At 62.7% G+C, this 22931-nt stretch carries 19 protein-coding genes; 7 read left to right on the top strand and 12 right to left on the bottom strand.

Annotated features, from left to right (window positions below):
• The first annotated feature begins 50 nt into the window (after nt 1–50).
• Nucleotides 51–1376, top strand: a complete 1326-nt coding sequence (locus VHD36_20755; GenBank protein ID HVU89773.1) for a hypothetical protein — start codon at nt 51–53, stop codon at nt 1374–1376.
• A 10-nt stretch (nt 1377–1386) separates the two neighbouring features.
• Here the strand turns inward: VHD36_20755 and VHD36_20750 are convergent, their stop codons facing one another.
• From VHD36_20750 to VHD36_20735, 4 genes are all read right to left on the bottom strand, one after another.
• Nucleotides 1387–2637: a GNAT family N-acetyltransferase gene (locus VHD36_20750; GenBank protein HVU89772.1), complete on the bottom strand. Its 1251-nt coding sequence runs from the start codon at nt 2635–2637 to the stop codon at nt 1387–1389.
• A gap of 273 nt (nt 2638–2910) precedes the next feature.
• On the bottom strand, nt 2911–4536 hold the full coding sequence (locus tag VHD36_20745; GenBank protein HVU89771.1) for a hypothetical protein: 1626 nt from the start codon (nt 4534–4536) through the stop codon (nt 2911–2913).
• A complete protein-coding gene (locus VHD36_20740; GenBank protein HVU89770.1) occupies nt 4533–5285 on the bottom strand; it encodes a glycosyltransferase family 2 protein in 753 nt (250 codons plus the stop codon). The genes VHD36_20745 and VHD36_20740 overlap by 4 nt, the downstream gene beginning before the upstream one ends.
• A gap of 294 nt (nt 5286–5579) precedes the next feature.
• Nucleotides 5580–6377 carry a Nif3-like dinuclear metal center hexameric protein gene (locus tag VHD36_20735; protein HVU89769.1) on the bottom strand — a complete coding sequence of 266 codons (798 nt, stop codon included), beginning with the start codon at nt 6375–6377 and terminating at the stop codon, nt 5580–5582.
• 184 nt (nt 6378–6561) lie between these two features.
• Between VHD36_20735 and VHD36_20730 the strand changes: the two genes are divergently transcribed.
• On the top strand, nt 6562–7347 hold the full coding sequence (locus VHD36_20730; GenBank protein ID HVU89768.1) for a sugar phosphate isomerase/epimerase family protein: 786 nt from the start codon (nt 6562–6564) through the stop codon (nt 7345–7347).
• Between the two features lie 47 nt (nt 7348–7394).
• Here VHD36_20730 and VHD36_20725 read toward each other — a convergent pair whose 3' ends face one another.
• Entirely contained in the window at nt 7395–7760 is a 366-nt protein-coding gene (locus VHD36_20725; GenBank protein HVU89767.1) for a cupin domain-containing protein, read from the bottom strand.
• Nucleotides 7761–7923: 163 nt separating this feature from the next.
• On the bottom strand, nt 7924–8547 hold the full coding sequence (locus VHD36_20720) for an RsmD family RNA methyltransferase (GenBank protein ID HVU89766.1): 624 nt from the start codon (nt 8545–8547) through the stop codon (nt 7924–7926).
• A 148-nt stretch (nt 8548–8695) separates the two neighbouring features.
• On the opposite strand from VHD36_20720, the gene VHD36_20715 reads away from it, so the two are divergent.
• Nucleotides 8696–9850, top strand: a complete 1155-nt coding sequence (locus VHD36_20715; protein ID HVU89765.1) for a peptidylprolyl isomerase — start codon at nt 8696–8698, stop codon at nt 9848–9850.
• Between the two features lie 39 nt (nt 9851–9889).
• Here VHD36_20715 and VHD36_20710 read toward each other — a convergent pair whose 3' ends face one another.
• Nucleotides 9890–11005, bottom strand: coding sequence for an aminopeptidase (locus VHD36_20710; protein ID HVU89764.1), 1116 nt, complete (start codon nt 11003–11005; stop codon nt 9890–9892).
• Nucleotides 11006–11342: 337 nt separating this feature from the next.
• On the bottom strand, nt 11343–11609 hold the full coding sequence (locus tag VHD36_20705) for a hypothetical protein (GenBank protein ID HVU89763.1): 267 nt from the start codon (nt 11607–11609) through the stop codon (nt 11343–11345).
• A gap of 27 nt (nt 11610–11636) precedes the next feature.
• Here VHD36_20705 and VHD36_20700 point away from each other — a divergent pair, with 27 nt between their 5' ends.
• A complete protein-coding gene (locus tag VHD36_20700) occupies nt 11637–13517 on the top strand; it encodes a hypothetical protein (GenBank protein ID HVU89762.1) in 1881 nt (626 codons plus the stop codon).
• 67 nt (nt 13518–13584) lie between these two features.
• On the opposite strand, the gene lptB is transcribed toward VHD36_20700, so the two are convergent.
• The 3 genes from lptB to VHD36_20685 form a co-directional block, all read right to left on the bottom strand.
• The gene (gene lptB / locus VHD36_20695) at nt 13585–14394 is read right to left on the bottom strand and encodes an LPS export ABC transporter ATP-binding protein (protein ID HVU89761.1); all 810 of its coding nucleotides are present in this window, start codon (nt 14392–14394) and stop codon (nt 13585–13587) included.
• A 141-nt stretch (nt 14395–14535) separates the two neighbouring features.
• Nucleotides 14536–16317: a signal peptidase I gene (gene lepB / locus VHD36_20690; GenBank protein HVU89760.1), complete on the bottom strand. Its 1782-nt coding sequence runs from the start codon at nt 16315–16317 to the stop codon at nt 14536–14538.
• 182 nt (nt 16318–16499) lie between these two features.
• Nucleotides 16500–18038 (bottom strand): S26 family signal peptidase, encoded by a 1539-nt coding sequence (locus VHD36_20685; GenBank protein ID HVU89759.1) that lies wholly within the window; start codon nt 18036–18038, stop codon nt 16500–16502.
• 330 nt (nt 18039–18368) lie between these two features.
• Here VHD36_20685 and VHD36_20680 point away from each other — a divergent pair, with 330 nt between their 5' ends.
• From VHD36_20680 to VHD36_20670, 3 genes are all read left to right on the top strand, one after another.
• A complete protein-coding gene (locus tag VHD36_20680) occupies nt 18369–18749 on the top strand; it encodes a BlaI/MecI/CopY family transcriptional regulator (protein ID HVU89758.1) in 381 nt (126 codons plus the stop codon).
• A gap of 42 nt (nt 18750–18791) precedes the next feature.
• Nucleotides 18792–21461 carry an efflux RND transporter periplasmic adaptor subunit gene (locus tag VHD36_20675; GenBank protein HVU89757.1) on the top strand — a complete coding sequence of 890 codons (2670 nt, stop codon included), beginning with the start codon at nt 18792–18794 and terminating at the stop codon, nt 21459–21461.
• 110 nt (nt 21462–21571) lie between these two features.
• Nucleotides 21572–22033: a DinB family protein gene (locus VHD36_20670; protein HVU89756.1), complete on the top strand. Its 462-nt coding sequence runs from the start codon at nt 21572–21574 to the stop codon at nt 22031–22033.
• A gap of 18 nt (nt 22034–22051) precedes the next feature.
• Here VHD36_20670 and VHD36_20665 read toward each other — a convergent pair whose 3' ends face one another.
• Nucleotides 22052–22879: an AAA family ATPase gene (locus VHD36_20665; protein ID HVU89755.1), complete on the bottom strand. Its 828-nt coding sequence runs from the start codon at nt 22877–22879 to the stop codon at nt 22052–22054.
• Nucleotides 22880–22931 lie beyond the last annotated feature (52 nt).

Here is a 22931-nt window from a genome sequence, read left to right as displayed (position 1 = left end):
GGCGGGAATAAATCCGTGGCCGCGCGGATCGAATCTGGCGGAGGTGGCGTATGCACGCGCACTCTAGGCCTTGCCTGCTTCTCGCCGCGTTCCTGATGCTCGTGGTCGGCTGCAACCCTCCGCAGTTTCATGCCACGACCGTGGTGCGGTCTGACGGCTCGTGTGAACGCACGATTATCCAGCCGCGTGAGGGCTATCTGCCGCGCGTCGCTCGTCCGCCTGGTGCTGCACCCGACAGCACTGACCTTTCGCCCGACTGGATGGCGGAGTGGACGTCGGTCACCGGCGCGGAGCGTCCGCCGAAAAAAGCTCCGGACAACGCGCCGCTCGGCAAGTACGAGTACTTCACGGCCCACGGTACGTTCAAGTCGCCGGCCGAGATTCCGCTGCACTACCTGTATGCCAACAAGGCCACGCCCGAATCGGGATTAAGCGCGCTCACGCGCGAATTCGAGCGAACCGATTTCGGCTTGTTCGTCGAGTACCGCTGGAAGGAAACCGTCACCAACTCCGTGACTCGCGAACGATTCCTGGACGGCATTGCAGGATTGCTGCAGATTTTCGGCCCGTATGTTACAAGCGGTCTGCCGGACGCGTTGGGAGATGCGTATGACGCCGCGCCGCTCATCAGGTTTCTGCAAGACGAAGCGCCGGCGGGAATCAAAGAGCTAGCGACGACGTTTTACGATGCGCGCCTGCACCACCTCGGAGAGGACGCAACCAAGCGCGAGCTGATTGAGGTTCTACGGCGACGCGGTTTTGGCTGGGACGAGAAAGCCAAAGATCCTTTCGGAAAGCTCGTCGAAGAAACCGTCCAGAAGTACGTTCGACGGACCGACAACAAGCCGATGACCAAAGAGGATGTCGCCACGATTAGTAAGTTGCTCAATGAATTTGACTGGAAGTCGCATGGAGAGAAACTGGGCTTCGAAGAGGACCCGTTCGTTCACGCGCTCGACAGCGCCTTTGGCATTTATCCGCTGATCAGCGTGTTGGGTGACGCGGAGTCTTTTGATTATTCGCTTGAGCTGCCCGGCACCATCATCGAAACCAACGGGCGGCTGCGGACGCCGAATCAGACCTATTGGAAGTTCTCGGCCGGCGACACCTTCCCATCCGGCTACGAGATGATGGCGCGCAGCATCCTGTACAATCGCGACGCGCAGGAGAAACTGTGCGGAAAAGTCGTCGTTGGCGATGGCAGGAGCGTCGAGGAATTCATCAAGCTGGTCGGGCGCGACGGACCGCTCCTCAAGGCAGTTCGCGAGGCTTGCAAAGAAGGCAAGTTCGATCCGATTCAGAATCTGCGCGCCAACGACAAACTCAGCGCATCACAGATCAGCACGGCAAGAGAATTTCTGCGATCCGGGCGCTAGACACCGGGGACTACGTCGAAATCTCATCCAGCGGCGGGCGCCACAGCGGCAGCCGCGGGAAGAGTGTGCGCCCTAGCTCGGCAGCCACTTGGGTCGAGGCCCGCAGCCGGCCGTCGGCCAGCGCTTCGTCGATATCCAGGTGCCCCAGCAGCAACCGCGTCACGTTGGCGCCGCTGCACTGCAGGTAACTGCGGCCGATGCGATTCCGGCCCAGCTTGACGCTGCGGCGCGAAACGATCAGCCGATATTTCTCACCGTCCAGGACCAGGCCCAGCTCGCAGGGGCGCGTCAGGCTGACCGCGTCGGCGCGGCGGTGCAATTCGGGGCAAAGCTGCTTGAGGAAGCCGATGGGATTCATCAACTTCGCCATGTAGACTTCGCCCTGCTCCGATTCGGTGCAGTGCAGTGTGCCGCCGGCGATGCGGAAGATTTCCATCAAGGGGTCGTCGGCCGGAGCGTGCAACGTCAGCATGTTGTAATCGCGCTCGATCGCTTCGCTGCAAGCGCGGGCCAAGAGCTCGCGCGCCACATGCCGGTGCGTGCGGGCCGCGGCCAATTCCAGCACGCGGTCTTCGCTCGTGATCAGGTAACCGACGAGCTTCGTGGGATCGTCTTCCAGCTCGAAGTTGTCCGGTCCGTCGACGGCCACGTAGATGCGCTCGAAGCCTTTACGGCTGATCAGCCAGCGCCAGTAAGCCTCGGTGCGTTCGAAATGGCCGGCGCGGCCGGCCGTCATGTCTTGATACAGCCTCATCAGGGCGGGCAGTTCGACTTGACGCCAGGGGCGAATGCCGACCGAGCTTTCGCCCGGTACCAGCCCGCGGGCCGAAAGTTGCGCGAGCAGATCGCGGCTGCCGGCACGGGCATGGCTATGCCGGCCACACAACGCCCACCCCTGCCGCCGGAAGAAATGCGGTACGCGGGTTTTCAACAGGCAAAGTACGGCGCCCTCGCGGCGCATGGTCTCGTCGGCCGCGCGGACCAGACGACTGGCGTATCCCAACTGCCGGAACTCAGGCAACGTCGCCAGCCAGGACAAGCAGTCCGCGGGAAAACTGAGCGAGCCGAAATGCATCACGCGCTTGGTAATCAGCACATGCGAGATCGACTGGCCGGCGCGCTTGATGAGCAGCCGATCACGCGGTTCGTAGAAGGGATCGTCGAGCGAACTATAAAAATTGTCGCGCGATGGGCCCTGAAAAACCTCCGTCAGCAAATGGTGAACGACCGGATGGTCGCCGGCGCAACCGGTCGCGAGCACGCCCAGCGGCTCTTGCTCGACGCGAATGCTAGCACGCGCCCCGGCGCGCGACGCCAACCGTCCGGTATTTGAACCGGGAGAGCGCTCGCATGCGTCAGACAGTTGAACCGGCCGAAGGGCCCCATGGGGAAGAGCCCCATTTCGTCCTTGTTTTCGCCGTTTTTGCGAGTCCGTTCTGCGGCGTTTGGGCCGCGCGCTGGCGAGTACTGGCGTCGCTGCGCACATGGGCGAGATCCTTTCGCTCGTAGTTTTACGATCCGTCTTGACAATACTTTAGGGACTTGTCCCTCGAAATGCCAGCAAAAAATCCCGTAAAGTTTCCGCTGGGTACAAACAAAAGCCGTATTCACGCGAGGTGAGCACCGCCGCGGTGCGCTGCTGACGAACGGCTTCCTGCCGATGTCGCGTCAATTCGCGCCGCCGCGGCTCGACCCACGCCTGCAGCGCTTCGTTCGCCGCGCGGATCGCATGACAGCGCTCGCGCGCGTTCTCGCGCGTCTGTTCCGTCGCCAGCCAACGGCTCTTCAAATCGAGCCAATGCGCGATATCCACCGGCGCGCTCGTCCAATCGTGCAGGTCGGTAATACAGCGCTCGGGATGATATTCCAAATCCCGCAACTCCTGGTCCAGGCGGCGCACGTCGTCGTGGCCTGCGCCGTTGCCCTGCGCTGCCAAGTGTAAAGTCGCGGAAATCACCAGATAATTTGGCGGCGCGAGGCCGAAGAAGCTGCGGATCAGCTCGTCGGTCAGTTGATCGTATTTCGCGCCGCCGATGCCGTGGATGAACAAGTCCGAGAGGACCAACCGGGCGAAGAGCGTGGTGACCAGGGCGCGGCTGCGCAACTTGATGCCACGCTCCCGAAAACCCGCGAGCACTTCAACCGCGCGTGTGGCATCGCCATCAGCGGTTAAGGGGAGCTCAATCTCCACACGGCGACGATCCGTGAGTGTCATCGAGTCAGCGCCGCGGCGCACGAATAGTCGTCGGCGGCGCGGCGACGCCGAGCTCCACAGCCAGAACGGCGCTTCGATCAGGTCGCCGTCGGCTGCCAGGTTCGGTACCGGATGGTTGGCGCTGCGCACACGATTCACGCGTCGATAAGCCTCGACCGCGCTGTTATACGCCTCGCGCAGGCGCGGCAGGTTGGCCAGCAAGTGCGCCGTAAACCAGTGGAATGCCGGCAGCGCACATACCTGGCTTTGGGGAAGTTCCAGAGTGTTCAAGCCCCATTGCCCCTCCAGCACGTGGCGCGATTGCGCCAGGCACTCACCCAAATTGCGCGTGGCGGCTGCGCGCTTGAGCGCCAGCGGCCAGAACGAATTCATGAGCGGATCGGGGACGATGTCTTGCAGCCATTCGCATGTCCGCTCGCCGAAGCTGGCGAACAGTCCGCGGTCTTCGATCTCCCGTTCTTCGAACGGGATCTCGTCGGCCGAGCTGTCGAAGGCGATCGATTCGACGATCGGTGCATCGAGCGATCCACCTGGCACGCGCAGTGAAACGTGCTTGATGGTGTCGCTGTCGATGACCAGGTTTACGGCCGTGGCCCGCGCATCGCCGGCGAGCTTGCTGAGCGCGAAATTCTTGTACCACACGCCCGGATGAAACAGCTCCGGCTGATGTCCGGCCAGGAACATCGGCCCGTTAGCGGGCACGGCTTCGACATCGCGATAACTCGACGTGTAGCGGCGCGCCAATTCAACCAGCTCGCGCCGGCCCGACTCGGCCAGCGCCGCAAGCGGGCGCCCTTGCACGTCGTAGTGCGCTGCCTGCTGCCGCGCGATATTCGCGGCAAGCAGTTGCGGCAGCTCGCCCAGCGGCGGCTCGATGAGCACGCCGCCGTTTTCGCGCGGAGCCCGCAACCGCCGGTAAGCGATCGAACCCGGACCGGCGCTCATCCGGCGCGCTCGTTACAAAGCGATCTCGAATGCGGCGTGGTTTTGCGATTTTCGGTCGTTCGCGCAAGCGCCTGCTGCAAGATCTTGTTGTAATGGGCCAGCCGCGTCTCCGTGTCGTCGAGCGCGCCGCCGAAAGATCGGGCCAGGTCGAGGTAAATCAGCGGGACCGCCAATTCCTTGATGCGGAAGCCGTGAAACGCCGCTTGCACCCACAGCTCCAGCGGCATGGCGTAGCCGTCGTCGGTCAAATCGAGCTCCGGCAGCCGGCAAACGCGATAGGCCTTGAAGCCGCAAAAGGCATCGGTCACGTTCAGCCCCAACAGTTCGTTGATGCGCGCGGTCAGGAGTTCGTTCACCCGCCGCCGATCGGCCGGCGGCCGGCTATCGCCCGAGAACTGCTCCAGGTACCGGCTGCCCGAGACGATGTCCCAACCGTCGCATTCGGCGAAGAATTGCGGAATCATGCGTGGCTGGTGCTGGCCATCGCAATCGATCGTCACCAGCACGTCGTAGTCGTTCTTTACGGCGAAGTCGAAAGCCGAGCGCAGGGCAGCGCCATAGCCGCGATTCTTGTCGTGCGTAACCAGGTGGATGCCTGGCTCGGCGGCCAATAGTTCCGTCGTGCCGTCGCTCGAGCCGTCATTGACGACGAGAATCTCGGGGCTGTAGCGGCGCACTTCGGCCAGCACGCCCGACACGTATTTCGCTTCGTTATAGACCGGCAAGGCGGTGAGACATCGCTGCGCCATGGTGGCACCCTCCTCGAATGACCAGCAAAGATTCCCGCCACGGCCTCCCGCAGGCTGCTGGCAATTCTAAGTGGGCAAGGGGCCAAGTCAACGAGCGCGAAAAGGCTCGAAGGACCGTCTCTCCAGCAAAAGCCACGAGGAGTCAAGCGCCCCTTCTTCGCAGCCGGCAACCTTTCACCGAAAGTCCACCAAATATCGGCGGGTAGCGCGAGCACTGGCGGCGCGGACACGTCGTCGAGACGGTTGGACGCGTTGTGACTTGCTGCAACGACGCTGCTTCCCGTCCGCGCGCTGCTAGCCCCACACGAGTGGGTCGCGCTCGTCGGCGCTGGCCCACACATACGCAGCGGGAAACTCGCGCGCCAGCAGTTCGGCCAGAAACTCGACGGCGAATCGCTCGCTGGCGTAATGACCGGTGAGAATCATGGCCAGGCCCGCGGCTTCGGCCTCGAGCGCCGTGTGAAAACGGGTTTCGCCGGTCACGAAGCATTCGCAGCCGGCGCGCCGCGCATCGGCCAGCAAGTCGCCCGCGCTGCCGCAGCCGACGGCGATCTTGCTGACATTGGTCCGCGGGGCCCCGACGATTTGCACACGTTCGACCCCCAGGAATTTCTTCACGCGCTCGACCACTTCCGCAAGCGGCAGGGGCTGGGAGAATTGTCCGCGCCGGCCAGCGCCCAAGCGCCGGCCATCGACATCTTCCAGACGCGTCGTCAGCGGCTCGATCTCGGCAAGCCCCAGGCCCGCCGCCAGCCGCTGATTGATTCCTTCAGGCGCCGAATCGAATGCCGTGTGCGGACTGAAAATCGAAATACCGGCTCCGGCCAGCGACCACAGGGAGCGTCCCTCGGGCGAGTCGGTCGTCAGCCGCTTCAAGGCGGCGAACGGCAGCGGATGGTGAACGACGACCAGCTGGGCCTGGTGCCGAACCGCTTCGGCGGCCGTGGCGCCGGTGATGGTCAAACAAGTCATGATGCGATCGGCCGAGCGTTGGCGATCGCCCAACAGCAATCCGACATTATCCCACGGCTCGGCCAGCCGCAGCGGCGCAAAGGCGTCGAGGAATCGCGAGACGTCGTCGACGGTGATCATACGACTGCTTCCGCAGGGCCTGTATCTTCACGAAAACATAAACCATGCTTGCCACAAAAGCATAGCGTAGCGAACACGGCTCGGCCGCTGGCCCTGGCGCGGGTCCGGTGTGGGCCCGTGGCGGACACCTTCAACCCGCGGACGCGGTCGCTAGAATCAGCACAAGTCCCAGGAATATCGATTTATGCAGCCGCTGAAGATTGCCATCCAACTGCGCAGCTTGCGCATGCCGCTTAAGCGGGCACTGGCCACGGCCGCGCAACTAGGTGCGGCGGCGGTGGAAATCGATGCCCGTACCGAATTGCGGCCGGACGAACTTTCGCAAACCGGGCGGCGCGAGTTTCTCAGGCTGCTCGAAAATCTCAATTTGCGCGTGGCGGCTATCGGCTTTCGCACGCGGCGCGGCTACAACGTGCAGGAAGAGCTCGAGCGTCGCGTGGCAGCCACGAAACAAGCCATGCGCCTGGCCAGCCAACTCGGCGCTACAGTGGTGGTGAACCAGGTCGGACAGGTTCCGGCCGATGCGGAAGCATCCGACTGGCCCGTCATGCTCGAGGCGCTCACAGACATCGGCGCCTTTGGTCATCACATCGGCGCGACGTTGGCTGCCGAAACGGGGAGCGAAAGCGGGGCCGACCTTGCGCGCCTGATCGGCGCCTTGCCTGACGGCTCGTTGGGCGTCACCTTCAATCCCGGCAACCTGATCGTCAACGGCTACGCGCCGGGCGAGGCCATCGCAGCCCTCGCGCGGCACGTCATGTTCGTGCATGCCAAGGATGGGGTGCGCGATCGCGCACGCGGCCGTGGCGACGAAGTGCCGCTAGGGCGCGGTCTGGCCGATTTTCCCGCCCTACTCGGAGCGCTCGAAGACTTTGGCTATCGCGGCTATTTGTGTATCGAGCGCGAACGGGCGGATGATCCGGTGTTCGAGATCGGCCAGGCCGTGAAATTTCTCGCGAGCTTGTATTGAGTTTGCGAGCGCCCGCGCGAAAAGCTGATATGTAGGGCTACTACCCGTCACGCTTCGACCAGCACGGTATCTTCGTGCTGATAGCCCGGCGCGCAGCAGCACAAGAATTTCAGCTCCTCGCGGCCGTCGTTCGTGATCTGGTGAATCTTGCCGGGCGGAATCGCGATGGCGTCGCCCGGCCCGACGGTGCGCTGTTCGTCGCCGATGCGCATCGAGCCGGTGCCGACCAGGATGTAATAGATCTCCTCGGTCAGCGGATGGTAGTGGGGTGTTGTCGACAGCCCGGGCGCCAGCCGCGCCTCGGCCAGGCTTTGTTTCACGATGCACGAATTGCGGTCGGCCAGTAGTTCGCGAATTTCCGAGCCGTCCTTGGTGGTAAAGGCCGGCACGTCATTGATGTTGTGAATATCCATGCTTTTTTGCCAGTCCTTGAAAAATCATTCCTCATGGTTTGTTACACGTTCTGGGTGCCATGGCCACGCTCGTCGTGGCCATGCTGCACTGGCAAGCGATCGACCCACATACTCACGCCAGCGTGAGCATGGCACCCCCTTTTCCAATTCGACACCTTGCTACTTACGTTCGTAATATGCCGACGTGGGCGGGCGGGTAAACGCGCACATCCCACGAGTGCGGCTGCGGCAAATGGGCGAAATCAAACCGCGCGTCGGCCTCGACGACGAAGATACTCGCAGGCGGCGCGGCTTGCAGCAACCGCGACAGCATTTCCAGAACGTCTCCTTCGCGCTCGACGTAGAAGTCGTAAGGCGGCGAGCAGAATACGGTCCACGGCATTGCGTCCGGCGGTGGCAGTCGGCGCGACCAGATGAAGGCATTTCCCGGGATGACTTCGGTGACGCCGGCAAGGTCCAGTTGGGCGATATTTTCGCGAATCACTTGGGCCGTGGGAAAATGCTGCTCGAGGAACGTGGCCCGGGCCGCGCCGCGGCTGATCGCTTCCAAACCAAGCGCGCCGGTGCCGGCAAACAGGTCGATAGCGTGAGTGCCGGCGACCGCAGGCCCCACAAGATTGAAGACAGCCTCGCGGACCCGGTCCTTCATGGGGCGCGTGCGCGGGTCGCCCGAGTATTTCAGACGTCGCCGCGCTAACGTGCCGCCAATAATCCGCAGAGGGGTCGGCTCGGCGGCCTGCGGCGCACGCCCGGCAGCGTCAGTCTCGCGTGGTGCTCGTCGTTTCACGTAGAAAATTCCGCACGGTAAGCGGTGCAGTGCCAGGCCTGCGTGTCGCGGCGTATGGATGTATGGTAGATTGATGGTTTCGCTGACGGAAGCACCGCCCCCGGGCTGCTCCCGGTTTCGACAGCCCTTTCCATTGAGGATTTTGCCGATGCGTTTCCACGTCTCTTTGGTGCTGCTGGCGATGGGACTAACGATGGCCCCGGTTGCGAGCGAGCGCTTGTTGGCCCAAGCCGCGCGATCCAATACCAAGGACCCGCAGGCCTATTTCGACCAGCAATTCGCGGAGTGGAAAAAGATTGTGGCTGAAATGCGGAAAACCGCGCTCGAGTACCGCGCCGCCAAGCTCGCCGGCAATACAGAAGACGCCGAAAAGCTGCAAAAGAAGTACGAAGATATCAAGGGGCGCGGCCTGGCCATGGAGCCGAAGATGCACAAGGCGGCCGAGCTGGCCTACCTGGCGGCGCCGAACAAAAACAAAGAGATTGGACAGTACCTCGAAGCCATGGCATCTACGGCCGAGCAGCGGGAACAATACGAAGAAGCGGTACGCCTGGCGAACGTGCTGATCGACAACGGTTACGAGAACAAAGCGATTTATGCGATTGCGGGTCGCGCTGCGTTCAATGCCAACGACTTCGAGACCGCGGCGAAAGATCTCAAGATCGCCAAAGACGCCAACGTCCTGGAGGATTCGCCCGGTAAAGTGTTGCTCGCCCAAGTTCCCGAATACCAGAAAAGGTGGGACAAGGAGGTCAAGATACGGGAGGCAGAAGCCAAGGCCGATGATTTGCCGCGCGTGAAGCTCACAACCACCAAGGGGGACATCGTCCTCGAGCTTTTCGAGAACGAGGCGCCCAATACGGTCGCTAATTTCATTACCCTGGTCGAAAAGGGATTCTACAACGGCACCCCCTTTCATCGCGTGCTCAAGGGCTTCGTGGCCCAAGGCGGCGACCCCGACGGGACCGGCAAGGGCGGCCCCGGCTATACGATCGCTTGCGAATGCGATAAGCCCAATCATCGCGAGCACTTTCGCGGCTCGCTCAGTATGGCGCACGCCGGCAAGGATACCGGCGGCTCGCAGTTCTTTCTGACCTTTGTCCCCACGCCGCACTTGGACGGACGCCATACGGTGTTCGGCCGCATTATCGAGGGCATGGACGTCCTGGCCCAGTTGCAGCGCCGCGATCCGTCATCCACCGCACAGCAACCGGATCCGGACAAAGTGCTCGAGGGCACGGTCATCCGCAAGCGCGATCACAAATACAAACCGGTGACGCTGGCCGGTAAAAAGCAGCCGTAAGTGGCGGCTCGGGCTTTTCCGACCCTTCTCAGGCGACGGCTACAGCCCGTTGTTGAGCCCCTGCAACTCGGCGGGCAGGAAGCGGCCGTCCTTGCGCACCAACTCGTCGTCGAACCAGATTTCGCCGCCGCCCCACTCGGGCGTCTGGATCAGCACCAGGTCCCAGTGGACGCGGCTGCGATTGCCGTTGTCGCACTCGTCGTAGGCGTTGCCCGGCGTGAGGTGGATCGAGCCGCCGATCTTTTCGTCGAAGAGCGTGTCGAGCATCGGTTGCCGCACCAGGTTATTGCAGCCGATCGACCATTCGCCGATGTAGCGAGCTCCTTCATCGGAATCGAGGATCTTGTTCAGCTTGTCGACTTCGTTACGGCAACTGGCACGCACGATCTTGCCTTGGCGGAACTCGAATTCGATCCCCTCGAAGACGGTTCCCTGGTAGCGCGAGGGAGCGTTGTAGCGGATCGTCCCCTCCAGGCTGTCGCGCACCGGCGCGGTGAACACTTCGCCGTCGGGAATATTCCGCTGGCCGTAGCAGGGACGCACGTCGATGCCGCGAATCGAGAATCGCAGGTCGGTGCCCGGCGCGACGAGGCGCACCTTGTCCGCCGCTTTCATTCGCGCCACCAGCGGCTCCTGGTCCCGGGCCATTTGCGCGTAATCGGCCGTGCATACCGAGAAGTAAAAATCCTCGAACGCCGCGGTACTCATGTTAGCGGCCTGGGCCATGGCGTCGGTCGGGTAGCGGAGGACGACCCACTTCGTCTTCGGAACGCGAATTTCGCTGTGTACGGGATGCCACCAATACTGCTGGTACAGGTCCATTTGCGCAAGCGGCACGTCCGAGAATTGACTGCTGTTCGAAGCGCCCCGCACCCCCACGTAGGCATCCATCTCCTGCATGCGGGCCGCTTCGAAGCGGCCCGCCAGAGCGATATTGTCGGCCGTGCCCGTTCGATAGAGAGAACGCAGGACCTCGTTGTTTTTCAGCGTCACCAGCGGCTGCGCCCCGCGCTTTGCCGCCAACTCGACGAGCTGGCAGACCAGTTGCGGCGAGGGAACGTCAATCGCCTCGATGAGAATTTTTTCGCCGCGTTTCAGCTCGCAGCTGTGATCGATGAGAATTTCCGCCAGCCGCGCAATACGTGGATCGTTCATGATTCTGCCGTGAGCGTGTCGTTTTCAGAAAACTCTGTGCTCGAGCGCGCCCCATGATAGGGGACGAGGCCACGCCCAACAATGCGACCCGCCGCGGCGTCACTTTGTCGCCAAGCACGCGGCGGGCGACGGCAGAATCGCTATGACCGTCCAGACCGGACAGGCTGCTTTGACGTGCCATGATCGGCGGCCTATACGAATGTAGGAAATCATTTCTGGCGCGCATGCGACTTGCGCCGGCGAACGAGCCGATGGTGCCGCTCGCCCCCGCAAGCCCCTGGGATTTGGCACTCTAATGGACGTGGATTCTTCACAGCCGGAACCGGCCTATCCCCTATCATCCTTTGCGCGAAGCTTGCAAGAGCGGCGGGAACGATTGCAGTCCCAAAGCGCTGCCCAGCGCGAGCGCCTCGGCCAGCTCGAAGCGCGGATCCTCGCGCAAATCGATCAGGCCGCGCGCGATCTTGGCGCGGCGCGCGAAGCGGCACTGTCCCGGCAAACGCAAATCGATCGTCATGCCGGCGAGGATGACACACGCAGCGCAGCACTCACGGCCCGGGCCGCGGAACTGGACCGCCTGGCCCTCGAGCTTGATCGGCGGCAAACGGAATTGTCGGCCCGCGAGAAAGCGATGGCGAGCCGCGACGAAGAGCGCGAAGCTAAGCACGCCGAGTGGCAACGGGAATTGGCGCGCCAGGCCAAGGAACTCCCCGAACGACTCGCCGAGGTTGAGCGCCGCGAAACCGAGCTGGAACGACGTCAAGCCGCACTGGCCGAACGAGCGCAGGCGGCCGAAGAGGCCGAGGCCGCCGCACAACGTACATACGCAGCTGCGCAACAGTTGCAAGCCGCGGCCCGCGATGCCCGAATCTCCCTCGAGAAGGAGCGGCAAGCAGCCGAGGACGACTTATCGCGCAGGCAGGCAAAGCTCGCTTCGCAACGCGAAGAGCTGGACGCAGCCGTTGCGAAGCTGGCTGCCGACGAGTGCGCCGCGTCCGAACAACGCGAAGTCGCCGAAAAGCAGCTCGCCGCAACCAAGAAGCAACTGGAAGATCGCCAGAATGCACTGAACGCCGAGACCGCCAGACTCGCCGCAGATCGCGAAGAGCATGCCGCGGCGCTGGCCGCACTGCGACAAGCAGAGCGGGCTTTGGCCGCTGAACGGCAGACCTCCGACCAGGAGCTGGCGCTCGTCAAGCGGCAATACGAAGAGCGCACCGCCGGCCTGGAACGCCAGCGACAGTCGCTCGCCGAAGATCAAGAGCGCACCTTGGAGCAGCGTCGGCGCATCGCCGAGCAACTGAAACGCGAGCGAGACCTTGGCCAGCAATTGATCGCCGGCCGCCTGGCTGATTTGGAAGCGCTTGCCAGTCAGGGGAATTCCGCTCATGAGGCCCTCTTGGCCGACGCACGTCGCGAGACGACGAGTCTGAGCGAAAGGTTACGGGAGCGCGGCGAGGAACTGGACCGGGCGGCCGCAGCCCACATGGCAGCTCAAGCACAAATCGCAGCGCTCACTGCGCAGTTGGACGAGGCGACCCGGAGATGCTCTGCCGGTGTGCAACAGGCCGGCACAGTCCAAGACGAGCTGAACAAGGCCCAGGACGCACTAAGCAAAGCGCAAGGCGAGAACGCCGCTTTGCGTCAACAAGTCGCTGAACTGGAAGCCGGGCAGGAACGAGACTTGCGCGAATCGTCGTGTGAAGACCGCGGTCCGAGCCAGAGCGAGCTGCGTGCTCGAGAGCTAGCCGAGCGACTCACGGCCGAGCGTGACGATCTCGTGCGCCGGCTGGCCGACGCCGAGGCGGCGCTCGTCGTGGCGAAGTCGCCCGACGGCGGCAATTCCGACGAATCGAGCTCGGCCGAATTTGCCGATCTGACGCAGCGCTACGAAATGGCCGTGCGCGACATTCGCGAGCTGAAAAAGAAGAACGAGGAGTTGGAAAAACGCAGCGCCGGCGCCGGAAGGGCAGCGGCACCGGCTACGGGCGTATCAATGGACTGGGAAGCGCGCAAACGCCAGTTGCTCGCCAGCCTGGAAGCGGACGAAGGCGAGGAGCCCGAAGAAGAGCGGCGCGACGAGATCGTGCGCATCGAGAATGTCGTGCGGGAAACCGACGCGGAACTGCGCAAACGCGACGAAGAAATCGAAGAGTTGCGCCGCCAGTTGGAAGAACAGGGGGCCGGGGTAAGTGTCAGTGCCGCGACCCCGGCGCCGAACGTCGCCGACATACTGGACAAGGACGAGCTGATCATGCAGGAACGGGCCCGGATCAAGCAACTGGAAAAGGAGTGGGAGGAAAAGCTTCGTCAGGCCGAAATCGACCTGTCGGTGCAGCGTGCGCAACTGGCCCGCGCCCAAGCAGAGGTGGCCGAACGACAGCGAACGCTGGAAGACCAGGGCGTCGCACCGCACGAGCCACGCGTCGCGAACGATCCCGCGAACAAGTCCAAGAAGCAGCAACGCGGCCGCTGGCTGTCGCGCTTGGGTCTGGCCGACGAAGAAAAATGACGCGCGATCGCTGACGCACGGAAAACGGCAGCGGTGCCGGCCACTGTCGCTCGCTGGCTTGCTGCTATTACGGCTGCGGCGCCCCTTCCCGTTTCAACCGCGAACGCAACGAGTCGACCATATTGGGTGCGCTCGTGGGTGCGGCAGGCAGCCCCAGGTCGAGCCCTTCGCCGAAGTAGTATTTGCGGGCCTCGGGATTCCGGACCACTTCATCGGGCCGGCCGTGGCAAAGGACTTTGCCGCCGCGGATGACGTAGCTGCGGTCCGTGATCTGCAGCGTTTCGCGCACCTGGTGGTCGGTGATCAGGATCGAGATTCCGGCAGCGCGCAGGCCGCGAATGATTTCTTGGATGCTGGCGATCGTCACCGGGTCGATGCCCGTGAACGGCTCGTCGAGCAGAATCAGCTTCGGGTTCGAGACCAGGCAGCGGGCGATTTCCAAGCGGCGGCGCTCACCGCCTGACAGCGACATGGCCAGGCTTTTGCGCAGCTTCGTAATGTTGAACTGCTCCAGGAGCTCGTCGCAGCGGCGGCGGCGCGACTTGCGATCGAAGCCCAGCATCTCCATCATGCCGAGCAGGTTCTGCTCGACCGAAAGTTTGCGGAACACGCTCGATTCCTGGGCCAGGTAGCCCATTCCGCCATCGCGCGCCCGGCGGAACATGGGCCAGGTCGTCACGTCCAGGTCGTTGAGCGTGACGCGGCCGGCGTTGGGCTCGATCATGCCGCACGCCATGCGAAAGCTGGTTGTCTTGCCGGCGCCGTTGGGACCCAGCAGCCCCACGATCTCACCGGCCGCTACCTCGAAATCGACGCCGTCGACGACGCGCCGCGATCCGTAGATCTTTACCAGTCCCTGGACTTGCAACATGGGCATGGCTGGTCCTCCCTGACCAACGAATTGTGAGTCGTTCCTGCTCCGCAGCGCTTGGACTTCCAGCGTGGGCACGGCCTGTCCTCCTTGACCGATTTAGCGAGAGCCGCGCCGGCCTCCGCCGACGCACGAGTGGCCGACGCCTCAGCGAACAAATTTCATGCGGGCAAAATTCGGAAAGAAGGGGAACGGGATTCTCGTCCCCGGGATCCGATTCCACGAATGCGGCCAGTACACAAACACCGCCTTGCCGACCAGCAGGTCACGGCTCACATAATGCTCCGGCCGGCCGTCGGGCGCCTTCCACAAGCGGCTGTCGGCACTACGCGGACTGTTGTCGCCAAGCATCAAAAACTGATCCGACTCGAGCGGAAACTCCACGGTCCGCATATTGGCAAACACGCGCGGCCACTTGGTGGGGTTCGACAAAAAGCCCGCCTCGGGCGTCTCGTAGTCGGAAATCATGATCTGTTGCCGGTCGGGCGTGTACTTGCAGGCGATGTAGTACACGTCGCGCCAGATGCGCAGGTGTTCGGCCTGAACCGCGGCGCCTTTAGCGCCGATCCGTGCCGGCGTCAGATCGTCGAGCGTCGGTACGTCGCGCTCGACGGGGTCGTATGTGGCGGGCTTATCAAACTCGACCACGCTGCCGTCGACCCACAACAAGAGCTGGCAATCGACGTTGGCAAACGAGAGACTGTGTCGGCGGCCGGGGCTGATGCCGGTCTCGGCCGTGGCGCCCAGGTCGGCGCCGTCGATGGCAAAGGTGGCCTTGCCCGAGTTGACGTCAATGCGGCAATCGAAGGTGCGCCCGCCTTTGATGAGCCGCAAGACGACCTCGGCCTCGGGCGTCTTACCCGACGGTTCGCAGGTCAGATCGCATTCCAGGATCAGGTCGCCCACCCAGTGCAGACCTTGCGTTTCGGATTCCAGGCCGGTGCGCAGATTGCGATTCCAGCCGGCGTTGTAGGCGTAGAAGTCACTGACCAGTCGCGGAGCAATATCGCCTCCGGCGGCTGCAAACTTGCCGGTGCGTCGGAATTCCTGCCAATCGGCCTGGCTAGGCACCAGGTGCTGATAGCCGAGCCACGCTTCGCCGCTGGCCGTGCCCTCGGTACGATAGCTCTGATAACCTTCGAGCGGCTGCCACGATTCGCCGCCCGCCTCGCTCATGCCTTGCCAGCGCACGGGCATCCCCGCGGCGATCAGATCCGGCAGCGCATAGTCGTTGTCGTACACCGATTGCATGATCGCGCGGACCTTGTCCGGCGGTTTGCGCGCGATTTCGCGCTGTGGCTGTTCTTCGGTGCGGGTAAAGATGTTGCCACCGTGAATGATGACCGTTTCGTTCGGCAGCCCGACGCAACGTTTGATGTAATTCTCGTTCGACTTTTGCGGATACTTGAAGACCACCACGTCCCAGCGGTCAGGGTCGGAAAAGTCGTACGGGAACTTGGCGACCAGTATCCGGTCCCCCTTGTATGTGGGGAATTTTTTCCCTTCCGGCGTCTGCGGATCGATCACCATCGGGAAGCGGCAGTTCGGGCAGATACCTCCCACGACGTCGCGCGCCGCAAGGTTATTGGCCGCGCCACGACGGACCTCGGGCTCGCGCTGCGAATCGCCCATCAGCATGCGATACAATTCGGCCTCTTCGTCTTGCTCCTCGCTCGCGCTCACACGATAGGGATACCCGCACTTCTCGCAGGCGAGATCCTTGTGGACGCCCATCAGCGTCGGTGCCATCGAGCCGGTGGGAATGACGAAGGCCTCGGCCTCGAACGCGCGAAAAAGAAATGCTAGCACGAAGGCAATAACGATCGATTCGACGGTCTCGCGCATGCCGTCCTTGCGCGGCGGGGCGGCTGGCGCGGCGGTACCCCTGGCTTTCGTCGTCGTCGCTGGCTGAGCTTTGGCTTTTGACATCAATCGTGATCCTTCGACCGGCTACGGCGACACCGATGCCAGCTTCCGTGGCTACGGCCTTGGCAGGGTAGAACAGCGTCCCGACGCTCATACGGCGGCCGATCCGCAACAATCCGCCGTCGAACGGGTGCTGCGGCGGCCGGCCCGGCACGTCCGGCGCCTGGATGATTATTCGCCGCGGGTCACCGAATATAGCGAATTTGGCGGAGAGCCGGAACTTGAATCGCCGGCAGCCAGTCGGGCCACGGCCGGCTTGCGCCGACAGCTACGAACGGTTTACCCACAAACGACTTATCGTCGACCGCTGGGCCAAACGCTCGCTCCCGGCTATCCACGCCCAGGGGGGCATTATCCGAGAGCAGAAAATATTCGCCGTCGCCAAGCCGTGTCCTTTCCAGAGCGCGGCCCGAAGCCGGCAAACCATAAAACGCGTCCCGATCGATGCGCAAGCCGCTGATGGTCAATGTCATTCCCCGGCCCGCAATCGCAAAGGGCTGCGCGGTCGTGGGGCCGTTCGCGGGCGTTGGCCCGAAGACGTATTCGAGCACTTCGCGCCCATCGACGGCCAGCCGGCAAGCGGCATCGACCAGCGAAAACTCCATGCGTCTCGTGGCGCGACCGAGCGGGGTACCGATCTGGCCATCGGCCGCCGGTTGACCATCGCAAAAGAGCCGCGCGGCGCCGTCGCTCTCGATCGCGCACACAAAATCATGCACGCCGTCCGATCCGCGCACGTAAAGGACGCCCGTTCCGCCCGCCGCTATCGAAAACGACAAGACCAGGTCGCGCACCACGTGCAACTCGCGAATCGGCAGCATCTGATTGTAGGCATACGAATCATCGACCGGTGACGAGGCCACCACACCCGCGCTATTCCGTCGGCGATGGTGATAAGTCAGCCAGTCCGTCGGAAATGACGAAGGACGAATATCAAATGTCGAATCAGATACCTCTTTATCCTCTCTTTTTTCATTCTCTCCGGATTTCTCCGGGTCTCCGTGCCTCCGTGGTGAACCCCCATCGACAGAAGCAGCAAGCGAAAACCCGTCGTCCGTCATCGCCCAGCGCGAATCCACGCCGGCCTGCCAGCACGGCGGCATCGTCTCGGCCGGTGGACGAAAGCGATCATCGTGTACCATGATCGCCAGCGCCCGCTGTTCGCCGAGGCTCTTGCGCGCGATGCGGCCGTCGACGTAGACGTCGCCTGCCACGATCGTGATTTCCTCGCCCGGCAGGCCGACGGCGCGTTTAACGCACGGCCATCGTTCTTGGCCGGGATGCCGAACGGCAACCACTTCCCAGCGCCCTGGCCGCCGCCAGGCGAACGCCGATTTATCCACCAGCACCGTGTCACCGCGCAGCGCGGCGGAGCGAACGATGCGCCCCTGCCCGTCGCCACAGTTGGGGCAAATCGCGGGCCGATCCTCAGACGCCGGGCCGTCGACGCCCGCCGTGAACTCACATCCGCAAGTGGGACATCGAATCACGACATGGGATGCCGCCAGCGTCGGCGCCATCGAACTGCCATCGATGGTGAACGTCTGCACGCCCCAGGTACGCACGAGAGCCGCCGCGATGAGCACGATGATTGCAGCCTCGAGAAGCGTGCGCAGTGATCTTCCGCGCGACCCGGCCGGTACCGCGGGGCCGAACCGCAGGCCAACTCGATCGTCTTCGTGCGACGCCGGGGGGCCGGTCGAAGCATGAGGGAAGGAAATCATGGATCGGATCGAACTGCTCATCTCAAAGCGTTATCCGAGTTTCACGATGCCACGCGTCCGAACAAGACGCTGCGTGAGGTCGGTATTCCTGAGTGACACTTCTCCGGGGTGGCAATACCATGCCATCGTTCAGCCACAGGCAAGCGCTCGAGGTGCAGGATACCGAGCATTCGCGAGACATCGCAACGGCTCTCTAATTCCCCCCTCGGCGGCAGCTAAAGGCTGGGCGGCCGTGTTCGAGCGGACTCGCGATCACGCCAATTGACATTTATAGGCAACATGCTTATAACCATAGGCGTGTCGCTTATTATCTGGTGAGAAGTAGTTGTCGTGAGCAAAAAAGCCATTACTGTCACGGATGCTGAGCTGGCCGTGCTCAAAGTGCTATGGGCGCACGGGGCGCTGTCAGCCAAGGCGATCACCGAGGAGATTTATCCGCAAGGCGCGGAGTCGGAATTCGCCGCCGTTCATTCATTCTTGCAGCGGCTGGAGCGCAAAGGGCTCGTGGCGCGGGACCGCAGTTCGTTCGTACACGTCTTTTCAGCCCGCGCCTCGCAGGCCGACGTGCTGGGGCGCGAACTGGAAGTGCTTGCCGATCGGCTCGGTTCCGATTCGTTGGCGCCCTTGATCATGCAATTGATCGATCAGCGTCGGCTCAGCCAACAAGAGGCGGCAGAAATCCGCAAGCTTCTCGCCAGGTACTCCAAATGACTGCCGTGGCAAGAGAGTACGATCCTAACCGCAGGGTGCGGCATGAATGATCTGCTTCTCTGGGCTGTCCAAAACACGATCGTGGCTCTTTTGCTCGCGATCCTGGTTTTCGGAATAACCCGCGTCTGGCACCATCCGCCAACCGCCCACTTGCTGTGGCTGTTGGTTCTTATCAAGCTCGTCGCACCTCCGCTCGTGCCGATCGACTGGCCCTTGACAACGTCAGACGATGGGGCCGCGCCCAGTCATGTAGTAGTTGCGCCGTACGACCGGGAGAAAACGCTTTCCGAGGCAGCCGCAGTCGAGTCGACGGCGTCCTCAGATCAGCCGGACGACGCCACACGACCGGCCGGGCAGGAAATCGTCATCGCCGATTCTGCTTCCCCAGCTCTTCCTGTGGCACCGCTTGCCAGTGGAAAAGCGCTTCATCTTGCCGCGCAGTTCGCCACAGGGTGGCCGCACGCCCAGTTGGCGATCATCTGGATGTGGTTGGGCGACGCGGCGATCTGCGGGCTGGTAGCCATCCTACGAATCGTGCGCTTCGAGCGGCTGTTGCGCGACACGCTGCCCGCTTCGCGTCGTCACGAACAATTGACGGCCGAAATCGCCGCTCGCTTGGGCGCCGGCCGCGTGCCAGCGGTGCGATACGCGGAATTTGCGGGCGTCCCCATGCTCTGGTGCGCCGGGGCGCGGCCGACGATCGTGCTGCCGAGGGGGCTGGTCGCCGAAATCAGCGACGATCGCCTGGCCCTGATCCTGGCGCACGAGCTGGCGCATCTCCGCCGGCGTGACCATTGGGTACGGATGATCGAGCTGATCGTGGTAACGATCTATTGGTGGAACCCGGTGGCATGGCTCATTCGCCGCCAGATCCACCAGGCCGAAGATCTGTGCTGCGACGCCTGGGTGTGCTGGGCATTTCCCCATCACGCGCACCGTTATGCGGAAGCGATTTTCGAAACTGCGGACCGTCTGCCTGGCCTGAAACCTGGTTCGCGGTTGATTCCCGCGAGCTCGTTTTTTCATTCGACAAGCCTGAAAGCGAGGATCGAGATGATTCTGCACCGCCAATTCACACCACGCCTCTCGCGCAGGTCGAAATGGATTGTCGCGCTGTTCGCGGTTGTTTCCGTCCCGTCGGCCGCTCTCACGGCTCACTACGACGTGGGGACCGCATCAAGTGCCGATTCATCGGCGGTTGCCACCGCGGCCGGTGAAGTAGCTCCGACGTCTACCAGGCCGGGCAGCGATTCGTCGACGAAAGAGATTCTGTTAGCCATGGCGAACACGTCCCTGGAATTTCCACACGCCGTTCCCTTCGAGCAGGGGGCGACCCGCTTCGCCGACGGCGACAAAATCACGATCACCGAAATCCGCGGCACCGCCGAGAACTTTGCGCCCGGCAACATCTACTGGATCAAGGGAACCTACACTCTCGCCTCGCACGATCGGGCAACGTTGGCCGCCTACACCACGGCGCGCGAAGCAAAGGACGGAACGAGCACTTCGTACAAGGTGCAGACCACGACCGTCGCCAAGGGGTCGGGAACATTCAGCCTGTACCTGCCCATGAACTGCCGTGGCTGGCCTCATGTGAGCTTTTATTCCATGGAGGACGGCAATGGCTTCGGCGGCAACTATTTCGGCACCGGCGAATCGACCTTGAAGCAGTGGTGGGGAACAAAGAAATCGGAGCCAGTCGCGACACCTCCGGACGCCGGGGTTGCGGATGCTAAAGCTGCGGACGAGCAGCCCCCGAAGATCACGGTCACGCGGCCGCGATTGCAGGACGTCACGCTGACTGCGTCGTTCCTCGGACGCATCCACTCGCACCGCCACATCAGAATCCGTGCGCTGGAGCAAGGGTATCTGGAGGCCATCAAGCTGCGGGAGGGGCAACAGGTGAAGCGAGGTGACGTGTTGTTCACCGTCATCCCGATCCTTTACCAGAAAAAGGTGGAAGCCGAGCGCGCCGAAGTAAAAATCGCTGAGTTGGAGTTCAACGGCGCCAAGAAGCTGGCCGAAGACCAGGTCGTCTCGAAGGAGCATTTAGCCATGTTCGCGGCCAAGCTGCAAAAAGCTCAAGCCAAGGCGGACCTGGCCAGGGCCGAATTGGACTTTGCCACCGTCAGAGCACCTTTCGACGGCATCATTGATCGTCTGCAACATCAAGAAGGGAGCCTGGTCGAAGAGGGCGACACGCTAACGACATTATCCGATAACACTGTGATGTGGGTTTACTTCAACGTCCCTGAATCGCTCTATCTCGAATATGTGACCGATTCGAAGCCGCAGGCCGATGATCTGAAAATCGAACTCGTACTGGCGAGCGGCAAAAAGTTCAACCAGAGTGGTAAGCTGGGCGCGATCGAGGCCGACTTCAGCGAAGAAACCGGAAGCATTCCCTACCGTGCAGATTTTCCAAACCCGGACCGGATCCTGCGCCACGGCCAGAGAGGCACTATACAGATCAGTCAAGTCCTGAATAACGCGCTGGTAATTCCGCAACGTGCCACGTTCGAGGCTCTTGCCAAGCGATACGTCTACGTCGTCGATCAGGACAACGTCGCGCATCAACGCGAGATCAGCTACTCGAATGAGGTGGACGACATCTTTGTGATCGAGAATGGGGTCGGCGTGGACGACAAGATCATTCTCGACGGCGTCCGCCATGTTCGAGACGGAGAGAAGGTGCCATACTACGGTAACTGACTTGAGCCGCCATCGAGCATATCTGTCGCATCGTTGGTTCGTAGGACCGATGAGCGAGCGTCCCTGTTCAAATTGGCTGACAGCGGAACTCGTAAACGAGCGTGGCAACAATGACGGGGGGCGCGCAGCTACAACAGATGTTGCACAAGGCCTACTTCGGTCCGGCCTGGCACGGCCCGGCGGTGGCCGAATTGCTGGCCGACATCACGGCCGCGCAAGCGGCTGCGTCGCCGGCAGCCGGCTCGCACAGCATCTGGCAGTTGGTCGCCCACATGACCGCCTGGCGCGACGAGGTGCGCCGCCGCTTGCATGGCCCGGGCCGAAAGCTCTCGGCCGATGAAAACTGGCCCACGATCGACGATGCGAGCGAAGCGGCCTGGCAGGCCATGGTCGAGCGATCGCACGCTTCCCAGCGAGCCCTGGAAGAAGACGTCGCTTCCTTCAGCGAGGAACAGCTCACCGTCCCAGCCGACAACCTCCCCGGCGGCCGGGAAGAACTACTGCACGTCGTCATTCATCACGACCTGTACCACGCTGGTCAGATCGCGCTGTTGAAGGTCGCGAGGAAATAGAAGTCGGCTAGCCATGGCCTATGATGCGAGCGACGCCTCGACCACGCGCTCGACGACGCCCAACTCTTGATAGACGCCCAAAATCGTGGCGGCATCGACCGCGGCCAACTCCTGCCCCGCCGCGGCGACGAGCGACAGCTCGGCCAATTGCACCGTGTTGCGCGGCACGCCTTGCGATAGCTCAGCCAATAGCGCGATCGCCTCGGGCGTAAACGTCAGAGCGTGCCGGCCAGCGCGCGCCAGCCCGTGTTCCAGGTAGTGCTGCGTGTCGTCGACGTTCCATGGCAGAATGTCCACGCGCAGATCGGCCAGTTCCAGCAGTCGGTTGCCCAGGTGCGTGACGCGCGCGGGGCGCGCGGCCAGGATCAGTGTCGCCGCGGGATTCGTTGCTACGTCGGTTTGCGCTACTCGCAGCACCTGCGCCAGAACCTCGGGCGTGGCTTCATCCGCATCGTCGAGCAAAATGACGCTGCCGTGCCCTTCGAGGTTTTGCACGGCGATTGTATCGAGCAGCATCCGCCATAGATCGCAGGCACTATCTCCCGGCTGCGGATTCAAACCCCAGCTTGCGGCGAGCCGACTCAGGAGTTCGGTCTTATCGAGACCGACGAGGCTGAACTTGGCAACACGCTGCCCATGCCTGGCCAACTGCCCGGCCAGCACTTCCAAGACGAGCGATTTGCCTGTGCCCGAATCGCCCAGCAGCAAGCCGGCCCGATGACGGCCATCGATCAAAAACTGCAAGCGAGCCAGCGCCTCTTCGTGCGTCAAGCTTTGGAAGAAATAGCGCGGATCGATGGCGTTGCGGTACGGCGCTTCGCGCAGTTGCCAGTGGGCCAGATACATGGTCGGGATTTCCTCCCTGCTCGGTCGCCCCGGGCGAACGCCGGGCGGTTGT

It is taken from the genome of Pirellulales bacterium, assembly GCA_035546535.1.
In the GTDB taxonomy this organism is placed as follows: domain Bacteria; phylum Planctomycetota; class Planctomycetia; order Pirellulales; family JACPPG01; genus JACPPG01.
This window is presented reverse-complemented; position numbering and strand designations above follow the sequence as displayed.

What these genes read in the sequence shown, in the direction of transcription:
- VHD36_20685 (HVU89759.1), bottom strand. Translation starts at nt 18,038, where the DNA reads ATGATTTCCTTCCCTCATGCTTCGACCGGCCCCCCGGCGTCGCACGAA.
- VHD36_20710 (HVU89764.1), bottom strand. Translation starts at nt 11,005, where the DNA reads ATGAACGATCCACGTATTGCGCGGCTGGCGGAAATTCTCATCGATCAC.
- VHD36_20740 (HVU89770.1), bottom strand. Translation starts at nt 5,285, where the DNA reads ATGGCGCAGCGATGTCTCACCGCCTTGCCGGTCTATAACGAAGCGAAA.
- VHD36_20665 (HVU89755.1), bottom strand. Translation starts at nt 22,879, where the DNA reads ATGTATCTGGCCCACTGGCAACTGCGCGAAGCGCCGTACCGCAACGCC.
- lepB (HVU89760.1), bottom strand. Translation starts at nt 16,317, where the DNA reads ATGTCAAAAGCCAAAGCTCAGCCAGCGACGACGACGAAAGCCAGGGGT.
- VHD36_20735 (HVU89769.1), bottom strand. Translation starts at nt 6,377, where the DNA reads ATGATCACCGTCGACGACGTCTCGCGATTCCTCGACGCCTTTGCGCCG.
- VHD36_20675 (HVU89757.1), top strand. Translation starts at nt 18,792, where the DNA reads ATGAATGATCTGCTTCTCTGGGCTGTCCAAAACACGATCGTGGCTCTT.
- VHD36_20715 (HVU89765.1), top strand. Translation starts at nt 8,696, where the DNA reads ATGCGTTTCCACGTCTCTTTGGTGCTGCTGGCGATGGGACTAACGATG.
- VHD36_20755 (HVU89773.1), top strand. Translation starts at nt 51, where the DNA reads ATGCACGCGCACTCTAGGCCTTGCCTGCTTCTCGCCGCGTTCCTGATG.
- VHD36_20670 (HVU89756.1), top strand. Translation starts at nt 21,572, where the DNA reads ATGACGGGGGGCGCGCAGCTACAACAGATGTTGCACAAGGCCTACTTC.
- VHD36_20730 (HVU89768.1), top strand. Translation starts at nt 6,562, where the DNA reads ATGCAGCCGCTGAAGATTGCCATCCAACTGCGCAGCTTGCGCATGCCG.
- VHD36_20700 (HVU89762.1), top strand. Translation starts at nt 11,637, where the DNA reads ATGGCGAGCCGCGACGAAGAGCGCGAAGCTAAGCACGCCGAGTGGCAA.
- VHD36_20745 (HVU89771.1), bottom strand. Translation starts at nt 4,536, where the DNA reads ATGAGCGCCGGTCCGGGTTCGATCGCTTACCGGCGGTTGCGGGCTCCG.
- lptB (HVU89761.1), bottom strand. Translation starts at nt 14,394, where the DNA reads ATGCCCATGTTGCAAGTCCAGGGACTGGTAAAGATCTACGGATCGCGG.
- VHD36_20725 (HVU89767.1), bottom strand. Translation starts at nt 7,760, where the DNA reads ATGGATATTCACAACATCAATGACGTGCCGGCCTTTACCACCAAGGAC.